Origin of the sequence: Neptuniibacter marinus (assembly GCF_965223595.1) — a bacterium.
Classification (GTDB): domain Bacteria; phylum Pseudomonadota; class Gammaproteobacteria; order Pseudomonadales; family Balneatricaceae; genus Neptuniibacter; species Neptuniibacter marinus.
The window spans coordinates 2,192,300-2,211,319 of record NZ_OZ245004.1 but is presented as its reverse complement, the minus strand read 5'-3'; the positions used below and the strand labels follow the sequence as shown (position 1 = coordinate 2,211,319).

The 19,020-nt window shown below is 42.4% G+C and carries 18 protein-coding genes; 12 read left to right on the top strand and 6 right to left on the bottom strand.

Annotation, left to right across the window (positions count from 1 at the left end):
• The first annotated feature begins 99 nt into the window (after positions 1-99).
• Both ACOQOE_RS10390 and ACOQOE_RS10385 read left to right on the top strand, forming a co-directional pair.
• Positions 100-1,389: a histidine kinase gene (locus ACOQOE_RS10390; protein ID WP_420553938.1), complete on the top strand. Its 1,290-nt coding sequence runs from the start codon at positions 100-102 to the stop codon at positions 1,387-1,389.
• Complete coding sequence (locus tag ACOQOE_RS10385; protein WP_067864624.1) at positions 1,386-2,030, top strand: response regulator transcription factor; 645 nt, start codon at positions 1,386-1,388, stop codon at positions 2,028-2,030. Before ACOQOE_RS10390 ends, ACOQOE_RS10385 begins: the two co-directional genes overlap by 4 nt.
• A gap of 67 nt (positions 2,031-2,097) precedes the next feature.
• Here the strand turns inward: ACOQOE_RS10385 and ACOQOE_RS10380 are convergent, their stop codons facing one another.
• Together ACOQOE_RS10380 and ACOQOE_RS10375 are read right to left on the bottom strand one after the other, a co-directional pair.
• Positions 2,098-2,736 (bottom strand): pentapeptide repeat-containing protein, encoded by a 639-nt coding sequence (locus ACOQOE_RS10380; protein ID WP_420553937.1) that lies wholly within the window; start codon positions 2,734-2,736, stop codon positions 2,098-2,100.
• Between the two features lie 93 nt (positions 2,737-2,829).
• Positions 2,830-4,656, bottom strand: a complete 1,827-nt coding sequence (locus ACOQOE_RS10375) for a PQQ-dependent methanol/ethanol family dehydrogenase (protein WP_420553936.1) — start codon at positions 4,654-4,656, stop codon at positions 2,830-2,832.
• 758 nt (positions 4,657-5,414) lie between these two features.
• Between ACOQOE_RS10375 and pedF the strand changes: the two genes are divergently transcribed.
• The 5 genes from pedF to ACOQOE_RS10350 all read left to right on the top strand — a co-directional run bounded on the left by pedF (position 5,415) and on the right by ACOQOE_RS10350 (position 10,567).
• A complete protein-coding gene (gene pedF, locus ACOQOE_RS10370) occupies positions 5,415-5,858 on the top strand; it encodes a cytochrome c-550 PedF (RefSeq protein WP_420553935.1) in 444 nt (147 codons plus the stop codon).
• Positions 5,851-6,768, top strand: coding sequence for a substrate-binding periplasmic protein (locus ACOQOE_RS10365; protein WP_420553934.1), 918 nt, complete (start codon positions 5,851-5,853; stop codon positions 6,766-6,768). Before pedF ends, ACOQOE_RS10365 begins: the two co-directional genes overlap by 8 nt.
• Positions 6,769-6,831: 63 nt before the next feature.
• Positions 6,832-7,581, top strand: coding sequence for a quinoprotein dehydrogenase-associated SoxYZ-like carrier (locus ACOQOE_RS10360; protein ID WP_067864637.1), 750 nt, complete (start codon positions 6,832-6,834; stop codon positions 7,579-7,581).
• A gap of 15 nt (positions 7,582-7,596) precedes the next feature.
• Positions 7,597-8,520, top strand: coding sequence for a quinoprotein relay system zinc metallohydrolase 1 (locus ACOQOE_RS10355; RefSeq protein ID WP_067864640.1), 924 nt, complete (start codon positions 7,597-7,599; stop codon positions 8,518-8,520).
• A 298-nt stretch (positions 8,521-8,818) separates the two neighbouring features.
• Positions 8,819-10,567, top strand: coding sequence for a PQQ-dependent methanol/ethanol family dehydrogenase (locus tag ACOQOE_RS10350; protein ID WP_420553933.1), 1,749 nt, complete (start codon positions 8,819-8,821; stop codon positions 10,565-10,567).
• 354 nt (positions 10,568-10,921) lie between these two features.
• Here the strand turns inward: ACOQOE_RS10350 and ACOQOE_RS10345 are convergent, their stop codons facing one another.
• Complete coding sequence (locus tag ACOQOE_RS10345) at positions 10,922-11,581, bottom strand: putative 2OG-Fe(II) oxygenase (RefSeq protein WP_420553932.1); 660 nt, start codon at positions 11,579-11,581, stop codon at positions 10,922-10,924.
• Between the two features lie 145 nt (positions 11,582-11,726).
• On the bottom strand, positions 11,727-12,527 hold the full coding sequence (locus ACOQOE_RS10340) for an FRG domain-containing protein (protein ID WP_067864649.1): 801 nt from the start codon (positions 12,525-12,527) through the stop codon (positions 11,727-11,729).
• A 377-nt stretch (positions 12,528-12,904) separates the two neighbouring features.
• On the opposite strand from ACOQOE_RS10340, the gene ACOQOE_RS10335 reads away from it, so the two are divergent.
• The 3 genes from ACOQOE_RS10335 to ACOQOE_RS10325 all read left to right on the top strand — a co-directional run bounded on the left by ACOQOE_RS10335 (position 12,905) and on the right by ACOQOE_RS10325 (position 15,373).
• Positions 12,905-14,425, top strand: coding sequence for an aldehyde dehydrogenase family protein (locus ACOQOE_RS10335; protein ID WP_067864652.1), 1,521 nt, complete (start codon positions 12,905-12,907; stop codon positions 14,423-14,425).
• A gap of 208 nt (positions 14,426-14,633) precedes the next feature.
• Positions 14,634-14,930 (top strand): hypothetical protein, encoded by a 297-nt coding sequence (locus ACOQOE_RS10330; protein ID WP_067864655.1) that lies wholly within the window; start codon positions 14,634-14,636, stop codon positions 14,928-14,930.
• 11 nt (positions 14,931-14,941) lie between these two features.
• Positions 14,942-15,373: a hypothetical protein gene (locus ACOQOE_RS10325; RefSeq protein ID WP_067864657.1), complete on the top strand. Its 432-nt coding sequence runs from the start codon at positions 14,942-14,944 to the stop codon at positions 15,371-15,373.
• Between the two features lie 29 nt (positions 15,374-15,402).
• Here ACOQOE_RS10325 and ACOQOE_RS10320 read toward each other — a convergent pair whose 3' ends face one another.
• Together ACOQOE_RS10320 and ACOQOE_RS10315 are read right to left on the bottom strand one after the other, a co-directional pair.
• On the bottom strand, positions 15,403-16,803 hold the full coding sequence (locus ACOQOE_RS10320) for an FAD-binding oxidoreductase (RefSeq protein WP_067864660.1): 1,401 nt from the start codon (positions 16,801-16,803) through the stop codon (positions 15,403-15,405).
• A gap of 189 nt (positions 16,804-16,992) precedes the next feature.
• The gene (locus ACOQOE_RS10315; protein WP_067864664.1) at positions 16,993-17,772 is read right to left on the bottom strand and encodes a lipoate--protein ligase family protein; all 780 of its coding nucleotides are present in this window, start codon (positions 17,770-17,772) and stop codon (positions 16,993-16,995) included.
• Positions 17,773-17,891: 119 nt separating this feature from the next.
• Here ACOQOE_RS10315 and ACOQOE_RS10310 point away from each other — a divergent pair, with 119 nt between their 5' ends.
• Complete coding sequence (locus ACOQOE_RS10310; RefSeq protein WP_067864667.1) at positions 17,892-18,281, top strand: YkgJ family cysteine cluster protein; 390 nt, start codon at positions 17,892-17,894, stop codon at positions 18,279-18,281.
• A 14-nt stretch (positions 18,282-18,295) separates the two neighbouring features.
• Positions 18,296-18,946, top strand: a complete 651-nt coding sequence (locus ACOQOE_RS10305) for a glutathione S-transferase (protein WP_067864670.1) — start codon at positions 18,296-18,298, stop codon at positions 18,944-18,946.
• Positions 18,947-19,020: the final 74 nt, after the last annotated feature.

Here is a 19,020-nt window from a genome sequence, read left to right as displayed (position 1 = left end):
TGAATACTGCTATAGAGGAATACTGCCCGACCCACTGACGTTTGCATACTAGCTGTTGGCGGAACTTTAACTTCGTCATATTCTAGATTAGGTATGTAGATGAAAGCTGTTTTGCGTTTAAATTTGGTTGTTGCACTCGTATTTTTGTTTGCCCTTTTGGTGACGGTATATGGCATGCTTCAGCAAGCAACTAAAGATATCACTCGAGAAGTTTCCGCGGGCGTAAGCTTTACCCATCAACTTTTAAGTGCCGCTGTTACAGACGAAGAGTTATTAAAAAATCTACTTGATGGCGAAACGCGCCATGTCCATCTATCTATTGTTGATAATACACAGCTTTCAAGTAACGACCAGCCTCCCCATCATTCTGATGAAGTGCCCGAATGGTTTTTTAACATGATACCAGGGCTTGATCACATAGAGGAAAAGCAATACTTCAGGTATCTATCTGATGGTAGAGCGTTACGTTTGCAAGCGGATACCTCTGATGAAGTTGAAGAGGTGTGGGAATCCGTCCAAAGTGTTTTAGTGTTATTTACATTAAGTGCGCTATTATCAAATCTTGCAATCTATATTGGAGTCAGGCACGGCGTTAAACCGGTAACCGATTTTTTGAATGCGCTAAAAGATATAGAAAAGGGTCGATTTACGGCTCGGCTTGATCACTATTCAATCAGAGAAATCAATGATTTATCTGAACACTTTAACGCAATGGCTCTCGCTCTTGAGAACGCGGAACAAGATAATGCACGCTTAACTCATGAGCTGATGCGTTTACAGGAAAAGGAACGGGCTCACTTAGCACGGGAGCTACATGATGACCTAGGGCAATATTTAACAGGTATCAGGGCTCAAGCCTATTTAATAAAAGCATCAGCAAATAATCCAGACATGGTTTCAGCTGTAGGCGAACAGATAACGGTTAATTGCGATGCGATGCATGTAAGCTTTAAGCAATTAATTCGTAAACTACATCCCGTCATTTTAGAGCAATTAGGGTTGCTTGATGCAATACGGACGCTGGTTGAAACCTGGAGCCAATCTCACCATATAAAGGTTGACCTCCACTTTCCAGAATCGCTTATTTCATTATCAGATGAAAACAACACGCATATATATAGAATCATTCAAGAAGCGCTTAATAATATCGCGCGACACGCCCAAGCAAGCTTGGTCGATCTAACTCTTAAAGAGGAGAGTGATTCGCTTAAGTTAATCGTGAGTGATAATGGTATCGGGGCAGACTGCTCTAAAGGTTCAGGATTAGGGTTAAGATCCATGCAGGAACGAGCGCGCTGTATGCAAGGTACTTTAAATTTCAAACAGTTAGCCGAAGGTGGCAGTATGGTTTCTATGGAGATCCCTGTTATTGAGGTGGAGGAAGTATGAAAATAATTATCGCGGACGACCATGCTGTAGTTCGTCAGGGCTACTCAAGCTTGTTATCAACGATGCTTGCGCCTTGTGATGTATTAGAAGCCAGTAATGGTGATCAAGCATTTAACCTTTGCCAAACAGATAAGCCTGATATTGTAATTATGGATGTTAATATGCAGGGAATTAGTGGAGTTGAAGCTACGCGACGTATTTTACAGCGTGATTCAAATATCAATGTTTTGTTTTTTAGTATGTACGATGAATCACCAGTGGTGGCGCAAGCAATGGAGGCTGGGGCAAAAGGCTATATTACAAAAAGCTGCACCCCTGAAATATTAATTGATGCGGTTAAAAAAGTGGCTGCAGGCCAGTTATATGTTGAACATGAATTAGCTATGCGCTTAGCGGTTACTCGCCCAGAACAGAAAGATCAGCGCCTTAAAGATATGACACAAAGGGAGTTCGAAATTTTTGTTATGTTGGCTCAAGGCTGTAGCGTTCAGCAGATATCTGAACAACTATTTATCAGCAATAAAACAGTATCCAACTACACCTCTATATTGAAAAGTAAATTACAGATCAGCTCTACTGCTGAATTAGTTCATTTGGCGATAGAAACCGGTGTAGTTAAAGTTGGTGTAGACGTCAGTTAAAGTCTGAGCGACTACAGTTAAGGCAGAGTGCACCGGTTCTATGCACCGGTGCATTGTCCATAATTGTTTAATCCCTTGCCCAATCAAACGGGCAATCTACACATCCTTCCATATATGTTGCTTGGAATGACGCATAGCGTTTCTGTACGCCTGTGAATATTGCATTCTCTAGTGATGCGCCATTCAGTTTGGTTTCTTGTAGGTTGGCATTTTCTAACGTAGCGCCTGTTAGAATAGTTTTGGTCATCCATGCCATTTCTAAGTTAGCCGCCCGTAATACTGCTCTCTCAAATTTAGCATTACTTAATCTAGAAAATTCTAGGTTTGCGCCATATAAATTGGCGTCGTTAAAGTTTGCACCTTGGCCAAAAAGCGTCCAACCATTAATTGCTTCAAGGTTGGCAGATGACAGATTAGCTCCTTTAACTGAAGTATGTCTCATGTCTGCGCGGGCTAGATTTGCCTTTGATAAGTTTGCTTTGCTTAGATTTGCATTTTTTAAGATCGCATGACGTAAGTCGGCTCCCGATAGGTTCGCACCACTTAGATCTGCGTTGCGAAGGTCGACAAGCCTTAAATTAGCACCAGATAGATCCATGTTTGCACATTGTGCTTTAGGTTCTATTTTACAACCATTGATAATCATCTCATCTGCAAAAAGATTCGATGCGCAAAATAAGAGCCCAATAGGGATAATAAATTTCATGTGTGCTCCAAAAAAAAGCCCTCTTATCATAGTGATGAAAGAGGGCTACATAGATAGATTAGAATCTATTTAAATAAAGCGTAAAACTAATTTTTATTTAGTCTTTAGTTTAAACGCCCAGAATGAACCACCTTGAGAAACAGGCTTAGTTAAGTCAGCCATATCGCCACCCCATAGAGGTACAGCACCGCCGTAACCACTTGCGATACCGATATACTGCTCACCATCCTGAGTCCAAGTTACAGGCGAGGATACAATCCCAGAACCTGTCTGGAATTTCCATAGCTCTTTACCTGTTTTAGCATCAAATGCTTTTAGGAAGCCTTCGCCTGTACCTGTAAAGATAAGGTTACCCTTAGTGGCAAGAACCCCTGCCCATAATGGTAATTTTTCTTTGTGAGTCCATGCAATTTTGCCTGTTTTAGGATCAACTGCACGAAGCACACCAACATGGTCGTCATACATCTTACGGATACGGAAACCTTGCCCTAAGTATGCTGCACCTTTTTTATAGTGAACTTCTTCAGTCCAGTAATCTTCTTTCCAGTGGTTAGCACCTAGATAGAAAAGGCCAGTATCTTGGCTATAAGCCATAGGGTTCCAGTTTTTACCGCCCAAGAATGGAGGTGATACTTCTATAGACTTACCTTTTTTCTTGCCTTTTTCAGGAAGAGCAGGGCGTTGACCTTCAACTTCTACTGGACGACCCGTTTTAGGATCGATATGTGTTGCCCAAGTGATATTGTCAACAAATGGGAAACCTCGGATGAAGTCGCCATTCTCACGGTTAACTACATAGAAGAAACCGTTACGGTCAGCATGACCTGTTGCTTTAATTGTTTTACCGTTGTCTTTGTACTCAAAAAGTACTAATTCGTTATTACCGGAGAAATCCCAAGCATCGTTAGGTGTATGTTGATAGAACCACTTAACTTCGCCTGTAGATGGATCAACAGCAACCTGGCCAGATGTGTATAAGCTATCGTAATCAGCTGGGTTTCCACCTGGTGATGTTCTCGCCCAACCATTCCAAGGAGCAGGGTTGCCCGCACCAATGATAATTGTATTGGTTTCTATATCGAAACTAGCTGACTGCCAAGGGGCACCACCACCATGGCTCCATGCTTCAACTTTACCCGTTGGTGAATTTGGATCATCAGGCCAAGATGGTGCTTTGGGATCGCCGGTAGGTGTGCCTTTCTTGCCATTTAGACGGCCGTAGTGACCCTCTACGAAAGGACGCATCCAGATCTCTTCACCTGTCATTGGGTCGCGTGCAAACAATTTACCTACAACACCAAACTCATCACCAGAAGATCCATGAATCAAAAGAACTTTGCCTGTCTTTTGATCTTTAATGATTGTAGGAGCACCGGTCATTGTGTAACCTGCGGTATGGTCACCGAATTTTTTCTTCCACTTCACTTTACCGGTTTTCTTATCAAGCGCTACGATAGCAGCGTCTAGCGTACCGAAGTATACAAGATCACCAAAAATTGCAGCACCACGGTTAACTACGTCACAACAAGGACGAATGTCATCCGGTAGGCGGTAAGAGTAAGACCAGATTTTTTTACCTGTTTTAGCATCTACGGCAAATATACGTGAATAAGAACCTGTAATATAGATAATGCCATCATGCACAAGTGCTTGTGATTCTTGACCGCGCTGTTTCTCATCGCCAAAAGAGAATGACCATGCAGGAACAAGGGCATCTATATTTTTATCGTTGATTTTAGTTAAATCACTCCAGCGCTGAGCTTTTGGTCCTATACCATAGCCAAGAACATCTTCTGGAGTGTTGGCATCATTCTTAATGTCATTCCAAGTGACAGGTTTAGCAATTGCTGTAGTAGCTGCGAGCGACAAAGTGATCGCAACACATAGAGGCTTGATTCCCGTTCCTATTATTTTTGTCATTTTCATAAACCCTGTAAACGAATAGCGTTTTATTTTTTTGTAAATCGAGCATTGAGATTCTAGTTTTGCCGACAGACACGCGGCTACGGAATCAAGCCCAAGTAATATGGGATATTAGCCCTTCCTTAAGGGAGATATGCCTTTCGATGCTGGGATATTTTCGCGATAAAAAACGAAAAACTAATACTTCGCGAAAAGGTATAAGTTATTGATAAAGAAACACCCTCGTAAATTTATATGTTTTATTTATCTTGTATTCAGTTACTGGGTGGTAGGCTGAAAGAGCGTGAAATATAAGGCTGAGCTGGATGATTACAGTTAAAAAGGTTATAGAGGCTGTAAATATAGATTTGCCAGCTTTGTAGAAAAGAGCTTTTCCTATAATAGAGCTTCAATATTTTTAGTTTGAATAGGAGGTATAAAGGATAACTCATGCAAAGAAGAATCATTCTCATTTAGGCTTAAAGTCTTAGAACTTTGGTTCTATTTGCTTAGGCATAATAATAGTACTTAAGTACTACTGTGTGATGATCTGGTACCAAGGGACTAGTTTTTGAAACCCAAAGTACAATTCTTGCTGATTTTGCACAAGCAATATCATATAGGGATAACGGCTGGAGTGGGTGACTCTGGCTAATAATAAGTATTCTCGCCAGCTGCGATTAGGATGATTGCAAAGAGTAGAGCCTGGTCTTTTTTGACACAGTGTAATACCAGGCAAGGCGGACCGTATAAAAACTAATAAGTGGTGAATAGAGATGTCAATAAATAAAAAGATACTGGGATTAACTACAGCTGGAATGTTAGCGGCTGTTTTGTCTGGCCAAGCAATGGCGCATGGGGATGTAGTACCTCAAAGCGTTGATGTAACAGGTCTTAAAATGCTTGGGGATGAGTGGTTGGAGACCAACCCATATACACCAGACTATGAAAACCATAAGCTTGCAGTACAGATAGGTACATCTGCTTACACTCAAAATTGCGCTCGTTGTCACGGCCTTGATGCTATTTCTGGCGGTATTGCACCTGACCTACGCTATTTAGAACCAGGTATTGAAGGCGATGAATGGTATAAATACCGTGTAATTAACGGTGCTGTACGAGATGGTCGTGTTTATATGCCTAAAATGGCTGATACTCTTAGTCAAGAAGCCTTATGGGCAATCCGCGCATACTTAGAGACTCGTGCTACTGATGAATAAACATAGCCTATTTTGTGCTACTGTTTTCACTTGCGCCAGCCTGCTCAGCAGCCTGGCGCAAGCTCGTTATTACGACGACGTAATAGATAGTGGCTATTTGACCGTTGGTTTTTATCGAGATTTTCCGCCTTACTCTTATATTGAAGATGGAAAGGCGGTGGGCGTTGATGTTGAAGTGGGTAAGCGTATAGCTAAAGGCTTGGGCGTTAACTTTAAGACCCATTGGATTACTCCGGATGAAAACCTCGAAGATGATTTGCGAAATAATGTTTGGAAAGGACATTATTTAGATAAGGACGAGGAACAAGGAGCTCTCGCGCTTAAAAAAGTTGCGGATGTGATGATGCGCGTTCCCTATGACCGTGAATTTGCCTATATGCAAGATTCTACCGGTGCCGTTATTAACGACATGGTGGTCATGTTTGGTCCATACCAACGAGAAAGTTGGAAGGTTACGTACGATAGTCGTAAGATTGATAACGTCTCTACGGTTGCTGTTTTTCAATACCATCCGATTGGTGTTGAGATCGATAGTCTGCCCGATTTTTACTTAACGTCTGCTTTTGGCGGACGTATGCGCGAAAAAACTCACCACTATACAAATGCACGAGAAGCCTTTAAGGGTATGCAGAACGGTGAAGTGCATGCGGTTATGGCAATGCGGGCAGAGATCGACTGGTTAGTTAATAAAGCTGGCGATCCTAACTTTAAATTTGCCACAAACAGTTATCCTTCTATGGGTAAACAGAAATGGGATATTGGTATGGCGGTTAAAACTAGCTATCGCCAATTAGGTTATGCTATCGAAGAGGTTGTTGATAAAATGGTCCGCAACGGTGATATGGCTAAAATCTACCAATCTTATGGTTTAACCTATGAAAAGCCATCGCTGTATTTGGACGTTAACTAATCATGATGTAGTGTCTTTTTTATAGCGGTTTAACATCTATAAAAATAATTAAGAGGTTAAACGATGAAACAGAAAATATCAGCACTCGCTTTGAGTGCTGTAATATCGCTTCCTGCTTATGCGGTTACAGATCCTTTAGAGTCACCGCTTTGGGATTACATGCGTAAAACATTCATAGGTAATGAGCCTTATGTGTTTGATGATCAGGTTAAGGTCGAACTCCCCGAGTTTGCTGAAGACCCAACGCAAGTACCCATCACGGTTGATGCAAGCGCATTGAGTGGAGATATCCAGCGTATTATCTCTTGGGCAGATCTCAATCCAATTCAACACATCTTTACCTACCACCCCCATCCCGACATCATTCCTCGCATGTCGTTAAGAATAAAAGTTCAGCAAAGCACTGCAGTTAGAGCGGCAGTTCTGACGAAAGATGGTGTTTGGCATATAGGTGGGCGTTACTTGGAGGCTGCAGGCGGAGGGTGCTCAACACCGAGCATGGCAAACGCTGATCCATACTGGGAAAGCCATTTAGGTGAGATGAAGAGCCGCTTATTCCCAAGAGAGGAGGGTGGGCGCTATAAATTCAAAGTTATCCATCCGATGGATACAGGACTTGTTGACGCAATCCCTGAATTTTATATCGAGACCATTTCTGTTCGTTCTGAGGGTGGTGAGCCGTTAGCACGTATGGAGCTCTCACCACCTGTGAGCGAGAATCCTGTTATTACCTTTGATGTTCGAGATGCGTCTAAAAAACACAGAATCTGGCTAAGGGATAATGGTGGTAACGAATTTGAGCAAGAGCTTTAAACTTTGGGGATCGCAATGATTAGCAAAAAGATTGTTATAGCTAGTTTACTCGTTGTCGCAGGGCCGCTTATGGCAGCTCCTCTCAGTTATGATTTGAAACCACAAAAAATTGCTGACAATACATGGGTTTTGCAGGGTAAGCTTGAAGATTTTTCCAATAGAAATGGAGGAAATATTGTTAATACCAGCTTCGTGGTTACTGAGGATGGTGTTGTCGTTATTGATACCGGCCCTTCATTAAAATACGGTAAAGAGATGCGGGCGGTTATCGCCTCTGTAACGGACAAACCGATCAAATATGTTTTTAATACCCACCAACATCCGGATCACTTTTTAGGTAATCAGGCCTTTAAGGATATTGAAATATTGTCCCTGCCTAAAACTAAGCAGCAGATAAAACAGGATGGTGATAGCTTTGCTGAAAATATGTACCGCTTAGTCGGCGACTGGATGCGCTCCACTGAAGTTCAGCTGCCGACCACGGTAATTGAATCTGATCATTTAACCTTAGGCAGTCACCGTTTTCAATTGAGTGCTTTTTCAGGGCATAGTGGTGCTGATCTTGTCATCTATGATGAAAAAACAGGCGTATTATTTGCGTCGGATATCGTATTTTATCAGCGTGCACTCACAACGCCGCATACACCAGGGTTAGCGACTTGGATGGATGACATCGACCGACTTGAAAGCTTTAAATATACGCATATTGTACCGGGTCATGGTCCTGTTACGATGGATCATCGTCCTTTAGCGCAGATGAAGTCTTATTTGCAGTGGTTGGATAAAACATTAACAGATGCAGCAAAAGCTGGGCTGAGCATGACGGAAGTAATTAGGCTGCCGATTAGTGCTGAGTTTGATTCGATTCAACTGACTCGAACAGAGTTTGTTAAGACTGTTGCCCATCTTTATCCCAAGTATGAAGAGCTGTATTTTTGATATTTTCCCTTTCTCCTGTTCCTTTCCTAAAATTCGACTAGAATTTATTCTGTAAGATGTTCTCTTTATATAGCAGCCATAAAAGGCTGCTAACTTATTGAATTAAAAAGAATAATCGTTTCGTTAGGTATTGTCTCGTATTTTATGTCTTTCTGGTATTACTACTAAGGGATGAAGAAACTACTTCCGCTGTTTAATTGTTGAAAAAGCGGTAAAGAAAAACAATGAGCGCATGGATTGGGAATTTTTCCCGACTCTCTCTGAACGCTAATAATAAATATCCGTAGAGGAGCGTACAATGAAGAAATTCACTCTGTCAGCCTTAGTTGCAGCAATGGCTATTGCAGGCACGGCTCAAGCTGGTGTTACTGATAAAGATATCCTTAACGACCAGATGACAACAGGTGATGTGTTGACTTACGGCATGGGCCTTCGTGGTCAGCGCTATAGTCCAATGGACAAAATCAATACAGAAACAGTTAAAGATATGCGTCCGGTTTGGGCGTTTTCTTTTGGTGGTGAAAAACAGCGCGGTCAAGAATCACAGCCGATGGTTAAAGATGGCGTAATGTACGTTACTGCTTCTTACTCTCGTGTATTCGCTGTTGACACTAAAACAGGTGAAGAGCTATGGGAATATAACGCACGTCTACCTGACGGCATCATGCCTTGCTGTGACGTTATCAACCGTGGTGTTGCACTTTATGATGACCTAGTTATCTTCGGTACGCTTGACGCTAAGCTTGTTGCCCTAAACAACAAGACGGGTAAGGTTGTTTGGAAGAAAACTGTTGAAGATTACAAAGCGGGTTACTCTATTACCGCTGCACCAATCATTGTAAAAGGCAAGGTAATCACTGGTGTATCTGGTGGTGAGTTTGGTATCGTTGGTAAAGTTGAAGCTTACGATGCTAAAACAGGCAAACTTGCTTGGACTCGTCCTACCGTTGAAGGCCACATGGGCTACATCTGGAAAGATGGTAAGAAAGTTGAGAACGGCATTTCCGGTGGCCAAGCAGGTAAAACATGGCCTGGTGATCTATGGAAAAGCGGTGGTGCTGCTACATGGTTAGGCGGCACATACGACGCTGACGTTGATCTACTGTTCTTCGGTACAGGTAACCCTGCACCATGGAACTCTCACCTACGTCCAGGTGATAACTTGTTCTCATCTTCTCGTCTAGCAATTGACCCTGATACAGGTAAAATCGTATGGCATTTCCAGACTACTCCACATGATGGCTGGGATTACGATGGTGTAAACGAGCTGGTTTCTTTTGACTATAAAGAAGGTGGCAAAACGGTTAAAGCGGCTGCAACAGCTGACCGTAACGGTTTTATGTATGTATTGAATCGTGAAAACGGTGATTTCATCCGTGGTTTCCCATTTGTAGACGAAATTACTTGGGCTAAAGGTCTAGATCCTAAGACCGGTCGTCCAATATATGATGATGCATTCCGTCCAGGTAACCCTGCTGAGTCTAAAGATGGCAAAAAAGGTAGCTCTGTACACGCTGTCCCAGGTTTCTTGGGTGGTAAAAACTGGATGCCTATCTCTTACAGCCAAGATACAGGTCTGTTCTATGTACCATCAAACGAATGGGCGATGGATATCTGGAATGAGCCAACAGCGTATAAGAAAGGCGCTGCTTACCTAGGTGCAGGTTTCACCATTAAACCAATGAACGAAGATTACATTGGTGTTATGCGTGCGATGGATCCAAAAACGGGTAAAGAAGTATGGCGCTACAAAAACTACTCTCCTCTATGGGGTGGTGTGCTATCTACTAAAGGTAACTTAGTATTCTTCGGTACACCTGAAGGTTACTTGCTTGGTCTAGACGCTAAGAACGGTGAAGTTAAATACAAATTTAACACAGGTTCAGGCATCGTAGGCTCTCCAATCACTTGGGAACAGGATGGTTCACAGTACCTATCTGTCGTTTCTGGTTGGGGTGGTGCAGTACCTCTATGGGGTGGTGAAGTGGCTAAACGTGTTAAACACCTTAACCAAGGTGGCACAGTTTGGACATTCAAACTACCTTAGTAATTCTTCGGAATTACGACTAAGCGTTGATTTCAGCGCTTAGCCTGTCCCAGCATAAAAAGCCAACTGATATAGTTGGCTTTTTTGGTTTTAAAGTATTGTTTAATCTATGAGGTCGTCAGCTTTACTTATAAGGCTTATTAAGTTTGGGCTCTAAGTGACAGATATTAATTAGGAATATAGTTTAGCAAAGACAGAGGATAGCTTCTAAACTAGAAAATAAATAACACTAATTTCTTTCCTGTGGATACAAGCGATTGCTGTTATATGCTTAGAGAGGGAAGCTTAATCAAGATACAAAAACCGACTAGGTATGCCTGCCGGTGTTTAGGTAACTTAAGATCTATTTTCTGGTTAAACTAAATCGATAATGCTGTTAAAGGCAATAACGACCCTGTCTTTTTTTCCAAAGTAGGGCAGTGCTGAGTGTTTAAGATAAGAGGGGAAGATAACAATTTGTCCCTCAACGGGTTCAAAGTCCCAAAAGCCTTGTTCGCCTAAATAAGCAGTACCAGCATCGGCATAATGATCCGCATTAATTCTTGGGTCATAAAAGCGATTAACACCATTGCGAGCGTCCAACGCGCACTCACCAGATTCTAGATAATAAATGCCACACCATGAACAGTTTGGGTGGGAGTGGATGTCGTGATATCCACCATCTTTTGTAACATGAAACCATGACTCTATTATTGTTGCTTCACCTTCAACGCCTTCTGGCCAGCAACCACTATTTACTTCGGCAACTACGGCAGACAGCAGCTCTTCGAGCATCCGGCGGGCTTCAATGATAGTTGGCAACTCAGTCTCAAGAAAATTTAACTTACTTTCAAACAATTGATGTTTAGCGGTTACTGCTACCTGGCTATCAATTGCATGGGATTGATGCTGTTGATACTCATAGATATACGCAAGCAAATCCTCTTTAATAAATTCGTGGTCCGGATTTGTAGTTACGAACAGAGGGGATGACCATGCGTTAATAGATTCTATCTCTGGCGTTTGAGTATACATTGTGATGACCTAATACATATAAGTAATCGCATTGTAATGAGAGTCGTCTCATTTATCTATTGCGATAGGTCTGCAGGGTAAAAAATTGAAGAACACTTTACGATAAGCCTTTTTGAATTCACTTATTTAATCGTTTATTGCGCGCTTAATTTGAATGAGTGTTGGCTGATGAACCAACCCAGCTCGCTTCCAGTTCATAGGATATAGAGCGTGCTAAACCATCCAAATCAGGGAAGAGTGTTGCATGGCTAATATTCATTCGATAGAGCGCTTCCATCGCTTCTGACCTTATCTCATTAGGTATGATGATTTTGGCAAGAATAATATCGTTATAATCGTAATTAGTTAATAGCTCAGCAACCGATACATCGATCTTTCCAGGGATCATAAAAGTCCCTGCTTGAGCAACAATGCGACGATCCATAGACCAGGGCTCTCCAGGCCACACCACGGGGTATTGGTTAGACAGGTAATACTTGTGCAGCAGGTCATGCTTGCGAGGGTCTATGGCATCCCTTGTTTGCTCAGGGAAGCCTGGTGGGGTCGCTTCATGCCAAAGTGCGGGCGTGTTTACTGCATAGACTGCAGCCGTCGTTGTGCTGGAGTGGAGAGCGAAGTAACTAGCAACATAAGGAGATTTGGTAAAATCTAGTAATCGTGTAGGGGCGCCGTGATGCTGCATAAGTGCTAAACAGCGAAAGTCATCATTAAGTGCAGAGGTATCATGTAAAAAGTAATGGGCTTTACGTTTAAAGACACGAATAGCACGGCCCTCTTGTTCAGCCCAGCGGGCTTGAGGTACGAATTGTTTTAGGCGTCGAGTAAGTGAACTTTCTAAATCCCAAGTTGCATCGCATTGACCACGAAAGGCCCAGCCTCGAAGCTCTTCCGATTCGACTAGCGTCAAAAATTCTTGCCAGCTTTTTACTGTATATACCTTCGTCACTGTATTGGCTCCGGCCGTAAAAAAGAGGATTAATTTAGCGTTTATAGCCCTGAGTACGATTAATGTACACACATTCGGCAAGTCAGCACTAAAAAGCATAAATTAGGATATTATTATTTGCAGTACAATATAGATGGAGTTTGAAAAAATAAACTTCATGTTTATCAGTATGTTACAGTTTTGTTTTGTATGGGATTTCTATTTTAAATGTCAATATATGTTAAGCAGGGGCCTCGATAAGTAGTACCAAATAAGTATTTTTTTGATGCCAAGGAATGATACCTGTGCTTCTTGGTGGGTCGTTAATATGGGTATGTAAAAATAACCATACTGTCCAACACTCCTGACAGTAGATAAAAACAAGAGGCATTTCGAAGATGATTTACGCAAAGCCAGGTACAGACGGCGCTGTAGTTTCTTTCAAAGAACGTTATGGAAACTTTATTAATGGTCAGTGGGTTGCGCCCATTAATGGACAATATTTTACAAACCACTCACCAGTAACGGGCGAAGCTATATGCGAAATTCCACGCTCAACTGAAGAAGATATCAATGCTGCTATTGACTCTGCAGAAGCAGCGAAAGATGCTTGGGGTAAAGCATCTACAACTGATCGTTCAAATGTTCTACTTAAAATTGCTGACCGTATTGAAGAAAATCTAGAACGCCTTGCTGTTGCTGAAACATGGGATAACGGTAAAGCCGTACGTGAAACCTTGGCAGCTGACGTGCCTCTAATGGCTGATCATTTCCGTTATTTTGCAGGTTGCATCCGTGCTCAAGAAGGTTCAATTGGTGAAATTGATGAAACAACCGTTGCATACCACTTCCATGAGCCACTAGGTGTTGTTGGTCAGATTATTCCTTGGAACTTCCCATTGCTAATGGCTGCTTGGAAAATCGCTCCAGCGCTAGCTGCAGGTAACACGATTGTTCTTAAGCCTGCTGAGCAAACGCCTGTTTCTATCCTTATTTTGATGGAGTGCATTGGTGATCTTCTTCCTGCTGGTACGCTAAACATTGTTAACGGTTTTGGTGCTGAAGCAGGCCAAGCGCTAGCAACAAGTACGCGTATTGCTAAAATTGCCTTCACTGGTTCTACGCCAGTAGGTTCACACATCATGAAGTGTGCAGCTGAAAACATTATTCCTTCTACGACTGAGTTGGGTGGTAAATCACCAAACGTATTCTTCAAAGACGTGCTAGCTCAAGAAGATGAGTTCGTTAGCAAAGCAATCGAAGGTGCGGTACTTGCTTACTTTAACCAAGGTGAAGTATGTACTTGCCCATCACGTATTCTTGTACAAGAAGACATCGCTGATGAGTTCATCGCTAAAGTTATTGAACGTGCTGGTCAGATTAAACGTGGTAACCCACTTGATACTGAAACAATGGTTGGTGCACAAGCCTCTCAAGAACAGTTCGACAAGATCCTAGGTTATATGGATATCGGTCGTGAAGAAGGTGCTGAAATCCTTATGGGTGGCGGTATTGAGAAGCTGGAAGGTGAATTTGGTTCTGGTTATTACATCCAGCCAACACTAATCAAAGGCACAAACGAAATGCGCGTCTTCCAGGAAGAGATCTTTGGTCCTGTTGTTGCCATCACTACCTTTAAAGATGAAGCAGAAGCGTTAGAAATTGCTAACGATACTGAATTTGGTTTAGGTGCTGGTGTATGGACACGTGATACTAATCTTGCATACCGCATGGGTCGCGGCATTCAGGCTGGTCGTGTTTGGATGAACTGCTACCACTTGTACCCAGCACATGCTGCGTTCGGTGGTTACAAGAAGTCAGGTGTAGGCCGTGAAAACCATAAGATGATGCTTGAGCATTATCAGCAGACTAAAAACATGTTGGTAAGCTACAGCGCTAATCCTCTAGGCTTCTTCTAAATAGGAAGCTTTCGGACGATAGGTTATCTATCGTCCATTGCTATTCATTTAGCTTCTTGCATTATTGCGGCCCTATAAGGGCCGCTTTTTTTATGCCTGACGTTTTGTTCAAACGACTCCTACTTTGGTGCTTTTCTTTTCCCGAAAATCAAGAAAATAGACCTTTAATGTTAAGCTCTTTTCATATTATTTGAGGGAGCCAATAATCGTGCGTAAATTATTATCTATCCTGATTGCGTTTTATGTTATTGAGGGGCATGCTGCGGTACAGGATTATCAAGTAATTCGCCTTGTCGCGATGAAATCTGATTGTATAAAAAACGACCTTCTTCGCACTGAACGGTCTGATGGAAGTATTGAGTTTTTTATCTCCTGTAAAAACCTAAGCCATTACCCCGATGGTCTACAAGTTACCTGTAGTAACGCCGAAGATGAGCGAAGCTGTAAGATCAAAACAGAAGCTAAACAGTTTAACAGCCTTAAATTATTACAAAGCGCTGAGTGAGGAGATTGCCTGTGAAAAGCAAGTGGCAAACGCCAATAATAGGATTCGTTTTAACGAGCTCTTTAAGTGCGCACCTCTATGCAGACCCTATTACTAAAGCCTTTAATAAATGTAAAATTATCGAGGATCAGTATCAGCGGCTTAATTGCTATGACAGTTTAGTTATTGAGGATTTAATGGGTAACAATGAGCCCCAGTTCTCAGGTAAGCATACACTCAAAACTGAGCTATTTACTCTCACTGAACCCACTCAAATTCGCTTTCAAAGCGATGGTTCTATCTTTGTTATGGCTATTTATAACGAAGAGGGCGATGTTGTTGAAAACCTTCATATCGGCGGAGGCGGAGAGGATAGTTATATTTTAGAGCAGCCCGGACGCTATTATTTACAGGTTAACGGTTCAACAACATGGCGAGTGTGGTTAGAGCCCCCACCAGCCTAGATAACGATGATAAGAGTGTATGAATAAGCCTATAGGTCGAATATTTTACCTGGGTTCATAATATTTTTGGGATCTAAGGCCATTTTTATCGTTTTCATAATCTCTATTGATCTTGCATGTTCCAACTTTAGAAACTCCTTTTTACCTAAGCCAATACCATGCTCACCTGTACAAGTTCCACCTAAGTTAAGTGCGGTATTAACTACCTGAGATGATAACTGTTTAGCCTGCTCAACTTGATCACGGCTAGTTGGGTCCATCACTATCAATAGATGGTAGTTACCATCCCCAACATGGCCAACAATAGTACACTGCAGTCCGCTTGCCTCAGCATCTTGCTCTGCCTGCAATATGCTTTTTGCCAATTTAGATATAGGCACACAAACATCGGTTGTAAGTACTTTACTCTTGGCTTGTAACTGCTGAGTCGCATGATAAGCGTGATGACGGGCGCTCCAAAGTAGATTGCGCTGCTCTGTTGTTTCTGCCCATTTAAACTTACTGCCTCCAAATTCACCGCTTATATCTTTAAATAAATTAATTTGCTCAGCCACACTCTTTTCTGTGCCATTAAATTCGATAAAAAGAGTCGGTTTTGCTTCAAACCCTTCTAATTTTGAATATTGGATACAGGCCTGCATTTGCAGACTATTAAGTAATTCAATTCTGGCCATAGGGATAGCCGTCTGCCTAGCGTTAATCACAGTATCGACTGCCGCTGCCACAGTATCAAAACTACAAACTGCAGCCTTTATTATTTCGGGAACGGGATGTAAACGTAACTGTACCTCCGTAATTACCGCTAAGGTGCCTTCAGAGCCTACCAGTAGCTGTGTAAGATCATAGCCGGCAGAACTCTTCCTTGCTCGCGAACCGGTTTTAATAATCTCACCGGAAGCTACAACGGCGGTTAAGCCAATAACCGCATCTTTCATTGTTCCATACTTAACCGCATTAGTGCCTGAGGCTTGAGTGGATGCCATTCCCCCAATGGATGCATTAGCACCGGGATCTATGGGGAAAAACAACCCATCATAACGCAGCGCTGTATTTAGTTGCTCTCGGGTTACACCTGCTTGAACACGACAATCCATATCGGCCGCATTAATTTCTATAACCTGATTCATCTCAGATAGATCGATCGATATTCCGCCTTTGACCGCAAGTAAATGTCCTTCAACGGAAGAGCCTGCGCCAAAAGGGATAACCGGAATCTTATATCTATTGCAAAGTGTAACGATCTGAGCGACCTCTTCTGTGCTAAAGGGGTAAATCACCGCATCAGGGGGAAGATTGCCATAGCTGTCATCACCACCTCCATGCTGCTCTCGTACGATCTGTGATAAGTGAATACGATCACCGAAAGTAGTCGCCAGCTCATTAATAACTTTTTTAAGGTCAGCTTGAGAATAAGGCTTGATTGCACGCATAGGTGTCGCTTCTATATCTAAGTTAATGTTCTGCTATTAAATCAGGAAGCTTAAAATGATTAAAGTAGGGGAGGAAAAACACTTAGAAGAGTGACGTTAAGTGGGATGGCAGTCCGTTGCCCGTCCGTCGTTACTTATCCTTGAACATGGGTAAATTATATGGGCTCTATATGACAAAAATATGATGATTTAATTGCAGAGAAGTAAATTAAACTCTTCCGAGATCAGTGCTCGCATTGTGGTGGTCAGTGAGACTAAAGATCTGGTTGTTTGCGCTTTAGCTAATAGATCCTGGATGCTGGTGGCAACTAAAGGATCAAACTGACGCGCATTCCCCGCCAAAGTATAAAATTTATTCACTTGGTGGGTGCCCGCAATAGCATCCGCCTCAACCATCAGCATCGCTTGCGCTAAAACTGCTTGTTTAATCGCTTTTGTATTAGCAGGGGAAACCATGATCCTTTGTGCGGTCCCTGTGATTTTTAATCCATTTACATTCAGGTTATAGCGTCCATCGCAATAAGAGCCTGGAGTCTCTCCATAGTCTGCAGAAAGGCCTAACTGCAGCAAGGCTCTTTTAATCGGCTCACACAAGGCCATATATATATCATCAAGATCAAAATCATCATCGCCTGTTTTAGGAAAGATAATTGAGAAATTAATAATACCTGGGTGCAAAGGTACCGACGTACCACCACTATCACGGACAATCACAGGCCATCCTTGCTTCTGTAGTGCCTCACAAGCCTGATTAAACGTAGGAAAGCGTGTTTCCTTCCTTGTTACAACTAAACACTGAGGAACCTCCCAGAGACGAGCTGTTGCCCCTCGCTTACCACAAGCCACCTCTTTAAGCAGTTCGCTATCTCTTTTTAAGGCCGCCTGAGGACTATCAGCAATAGGTTCATCAATAAGACGCCAACGGGACTGTTTGCGATAAATATCGAGAAAATCCTTATCTAAACCCATAGGTGATCTAATCTCCTTACAAAGTGATATATAGAATAGCGGTGCTATAAGACTTGTTCAGTGATTAGATAATGCTATGATCGCGCCTTAAACTCCAGTAGAACGATTAAGTAATCAAGATGACAAGACCAATTCCAGCCGCTAATGTCGATGATTTACAGACATGGGTAAAGTACAAAAGCAAAATGTGTCAATCCTGCCGCGGAACATGCTGTAGCCTGCCGGTAGAAGTTCGCTTTGCTGATCTTGTTCGAATGGGGGTACTTGATGAGTTTGACGCCCATGAACAACCTAAACGTTTAGCCAAGCGGTTGATGAAAGAGGGGATCGTTGGTCATTTTAATAACAAGACCGAAGTGTATACGCTATCACGTTATGCCAATGATGATTGCATCTATTTAGAACAAAAAACACGTCTGTGTATCATCTACGAAAATAGACCGGATACCTGTCGTAAACACCCAATGGTTGGCCCTAAACCAAACTATTGCGCATACCAGCCTAAATAGACTAAGCAAAGATAATGACAGAGACTAAGCTGCCTATTTTATACTCATTTCGTCGCTGCCCTTATGCAATGCGAGCTCGGCTCGCTATAGCCTACAGTGGTGCGAAGCTAGAGCTACGTGAAATTGTACTCCGTGAGAAGCCAGAAGAGATGCTAGCGATCTCTCCTAAAGGCACGGTCCCCGTTTTACAGCTACCGAGTGGCGAAGTGATTGATGAAAGTATTGATATTATGCGCTGGGCATTAGCTCAACATGATCCTAATGACTGGTACTCTGAACCTTATATCCCAGCGATTGAGTCATTGATTACACAAAATGATGAATCGTTTAAGCCTTGGCTTGATCGTTACAAGTATGCAGATCGATACCCAGAACAACCGGAAACCTTCTATCGGAACCAATGTGAAGCTTGGTTCAAAACATTAGAGTCCCTATTGGAAGCCAACAAGGGATACTTAGTAACAGATCAGATCACTTTAGCTGATATGGCATTAGTGCCATTTATAAGACAATGTGCCCATGTGGATCTAACCTGGTTTGAATCCACCCCATATCCCCATTTGCAACGCTGGTTAACGGACTTCAAAGCCTCTGAGCTATTTGTCGATATTATGCGCAAATACCCCCTTTGGGCGTTAGGTGATCCCGTCACCTTATTTCCATAAGGGGTCCCCGTGATAGATAAAACAAAAAAGCCCGCTAGAGTTATCTCTAGCGGGCTTGTTTATTCGCTATAGGC

What these genes read in the sequence shown, in the direction of transcription:
- ACOQOE_RS10310 (WP_067864667.1), top strand. Translation starts at nt 17,892, where the DNA reads ATGACAAGACCAATTCCAGCCGCTAATGTCGATGATTTACAGACATGG.
- ACOQOE_RS10335 (WP_067864652.1), top strand. Translation starts at nt 12,905, where the DNA reads ATGATTTACGCAAAGCCAGGTACAGACGGCGCTGTAGTTTCTTTCAAA.
- ACOQOE_RS10345 (WP_420553932.1), bottom strand. Translation starts at nt 11,581, where the DNA reads ATGTATACTCAAACGCCAGAGATAGAATCTATTAACGCATGGTCATCC.
- ACOQOE_RS10355 (WP_067864640.1), top strand. Translation starts at nt 7,597, where the DNA reads ATGATTAGCAAAAAGATTGTTATAGCTAGTTTACTCGTTGTCGCAGGG.
- ACOQOE_RS10380 (WP_420553937.1), bottom strand. Translation starts at nt 2,736, where the DNA reads ATGAAATTTATTATCCCTATTGGGCTCTTATTTTGCGCATCGAATCTT.
- ACOQOE_RS10385 (WP_067864624.1), top strand. Translation starts at nt 1,386, where the DNA reads ATGAAAATAATTATCGCGGACGACCATGCTGTAGTTCGTCAGGGCTAC.
- ACOQOE_RS10390 (WP_420553938.1), top strand. Translation starts at nt 100, where the DNA reads ATGAAAGCTGTTTTGCGTTTAAATTTGGTTGTTGCACTCGTATTTTTG.
- ACOQOE_RS10375 (WP_420553936.1), bottom strand. Translation starts at nt 4,656, where the DNA reads ATGACAAAAATAATAGGAACGGGAATCAAGCCTCTATGTGTTGCGATC.
- ACOQOE_RS10320 (WP_067864660.1), bottom strand. Translation starts at nt 16,803, where the DNA reads ATGCGTGCAATCAAGCCTTATTCTCAAGCTGACCTTAAAAAAGTTATT.
- pedF (WP_420553935.1), top strand. Translation starts at nt 5,415, where the DNA reads ATGTCAATAAATAAAAAGATACTGGGATTAACTACAGCTGGAATGTTA.
- ACOQOE_RS10350 (WP_420553933.1), top strand. Translation starts at nt 8,819, where the DNA reads ATGAAGAAATTCACTCTGTCAGCCTTAGTTGCAGCAATGGCTATTGCA.
- ACOQOE_RS10360 (WP_067864637.1), top strand. Translation starts at nt 6,832, where the DNA reads ATGAAACAGAAAATATCAGCACTCGCTTTGAGTGCTGTAATATCGCTT.
- ACOQOE_RS10315 (WP_067864664.1), bottom strand. Translation starts at nt 17,772, where the DNA reads ATGGGTTTAGATAAGGATTTTCTCGATATTTATCGCAAACAGTCCCGT.
- ACOQOE_RS10305 (WP_067864670.1), top strand. Translation starts at nt 18,296, where the DNA reads ATGACAGAGACTAAGCTGCCTATTTTATACTCATTTCGTCGCTGCCCT.
- ACOQOE_RS10365 (WP_420553934.1), top strand. Translation starts at nt 5,851, where the DNA reads ATGAATAAACATAGCCTATTTTGTGCTACTGTTTTCACTTGCGCCAGC.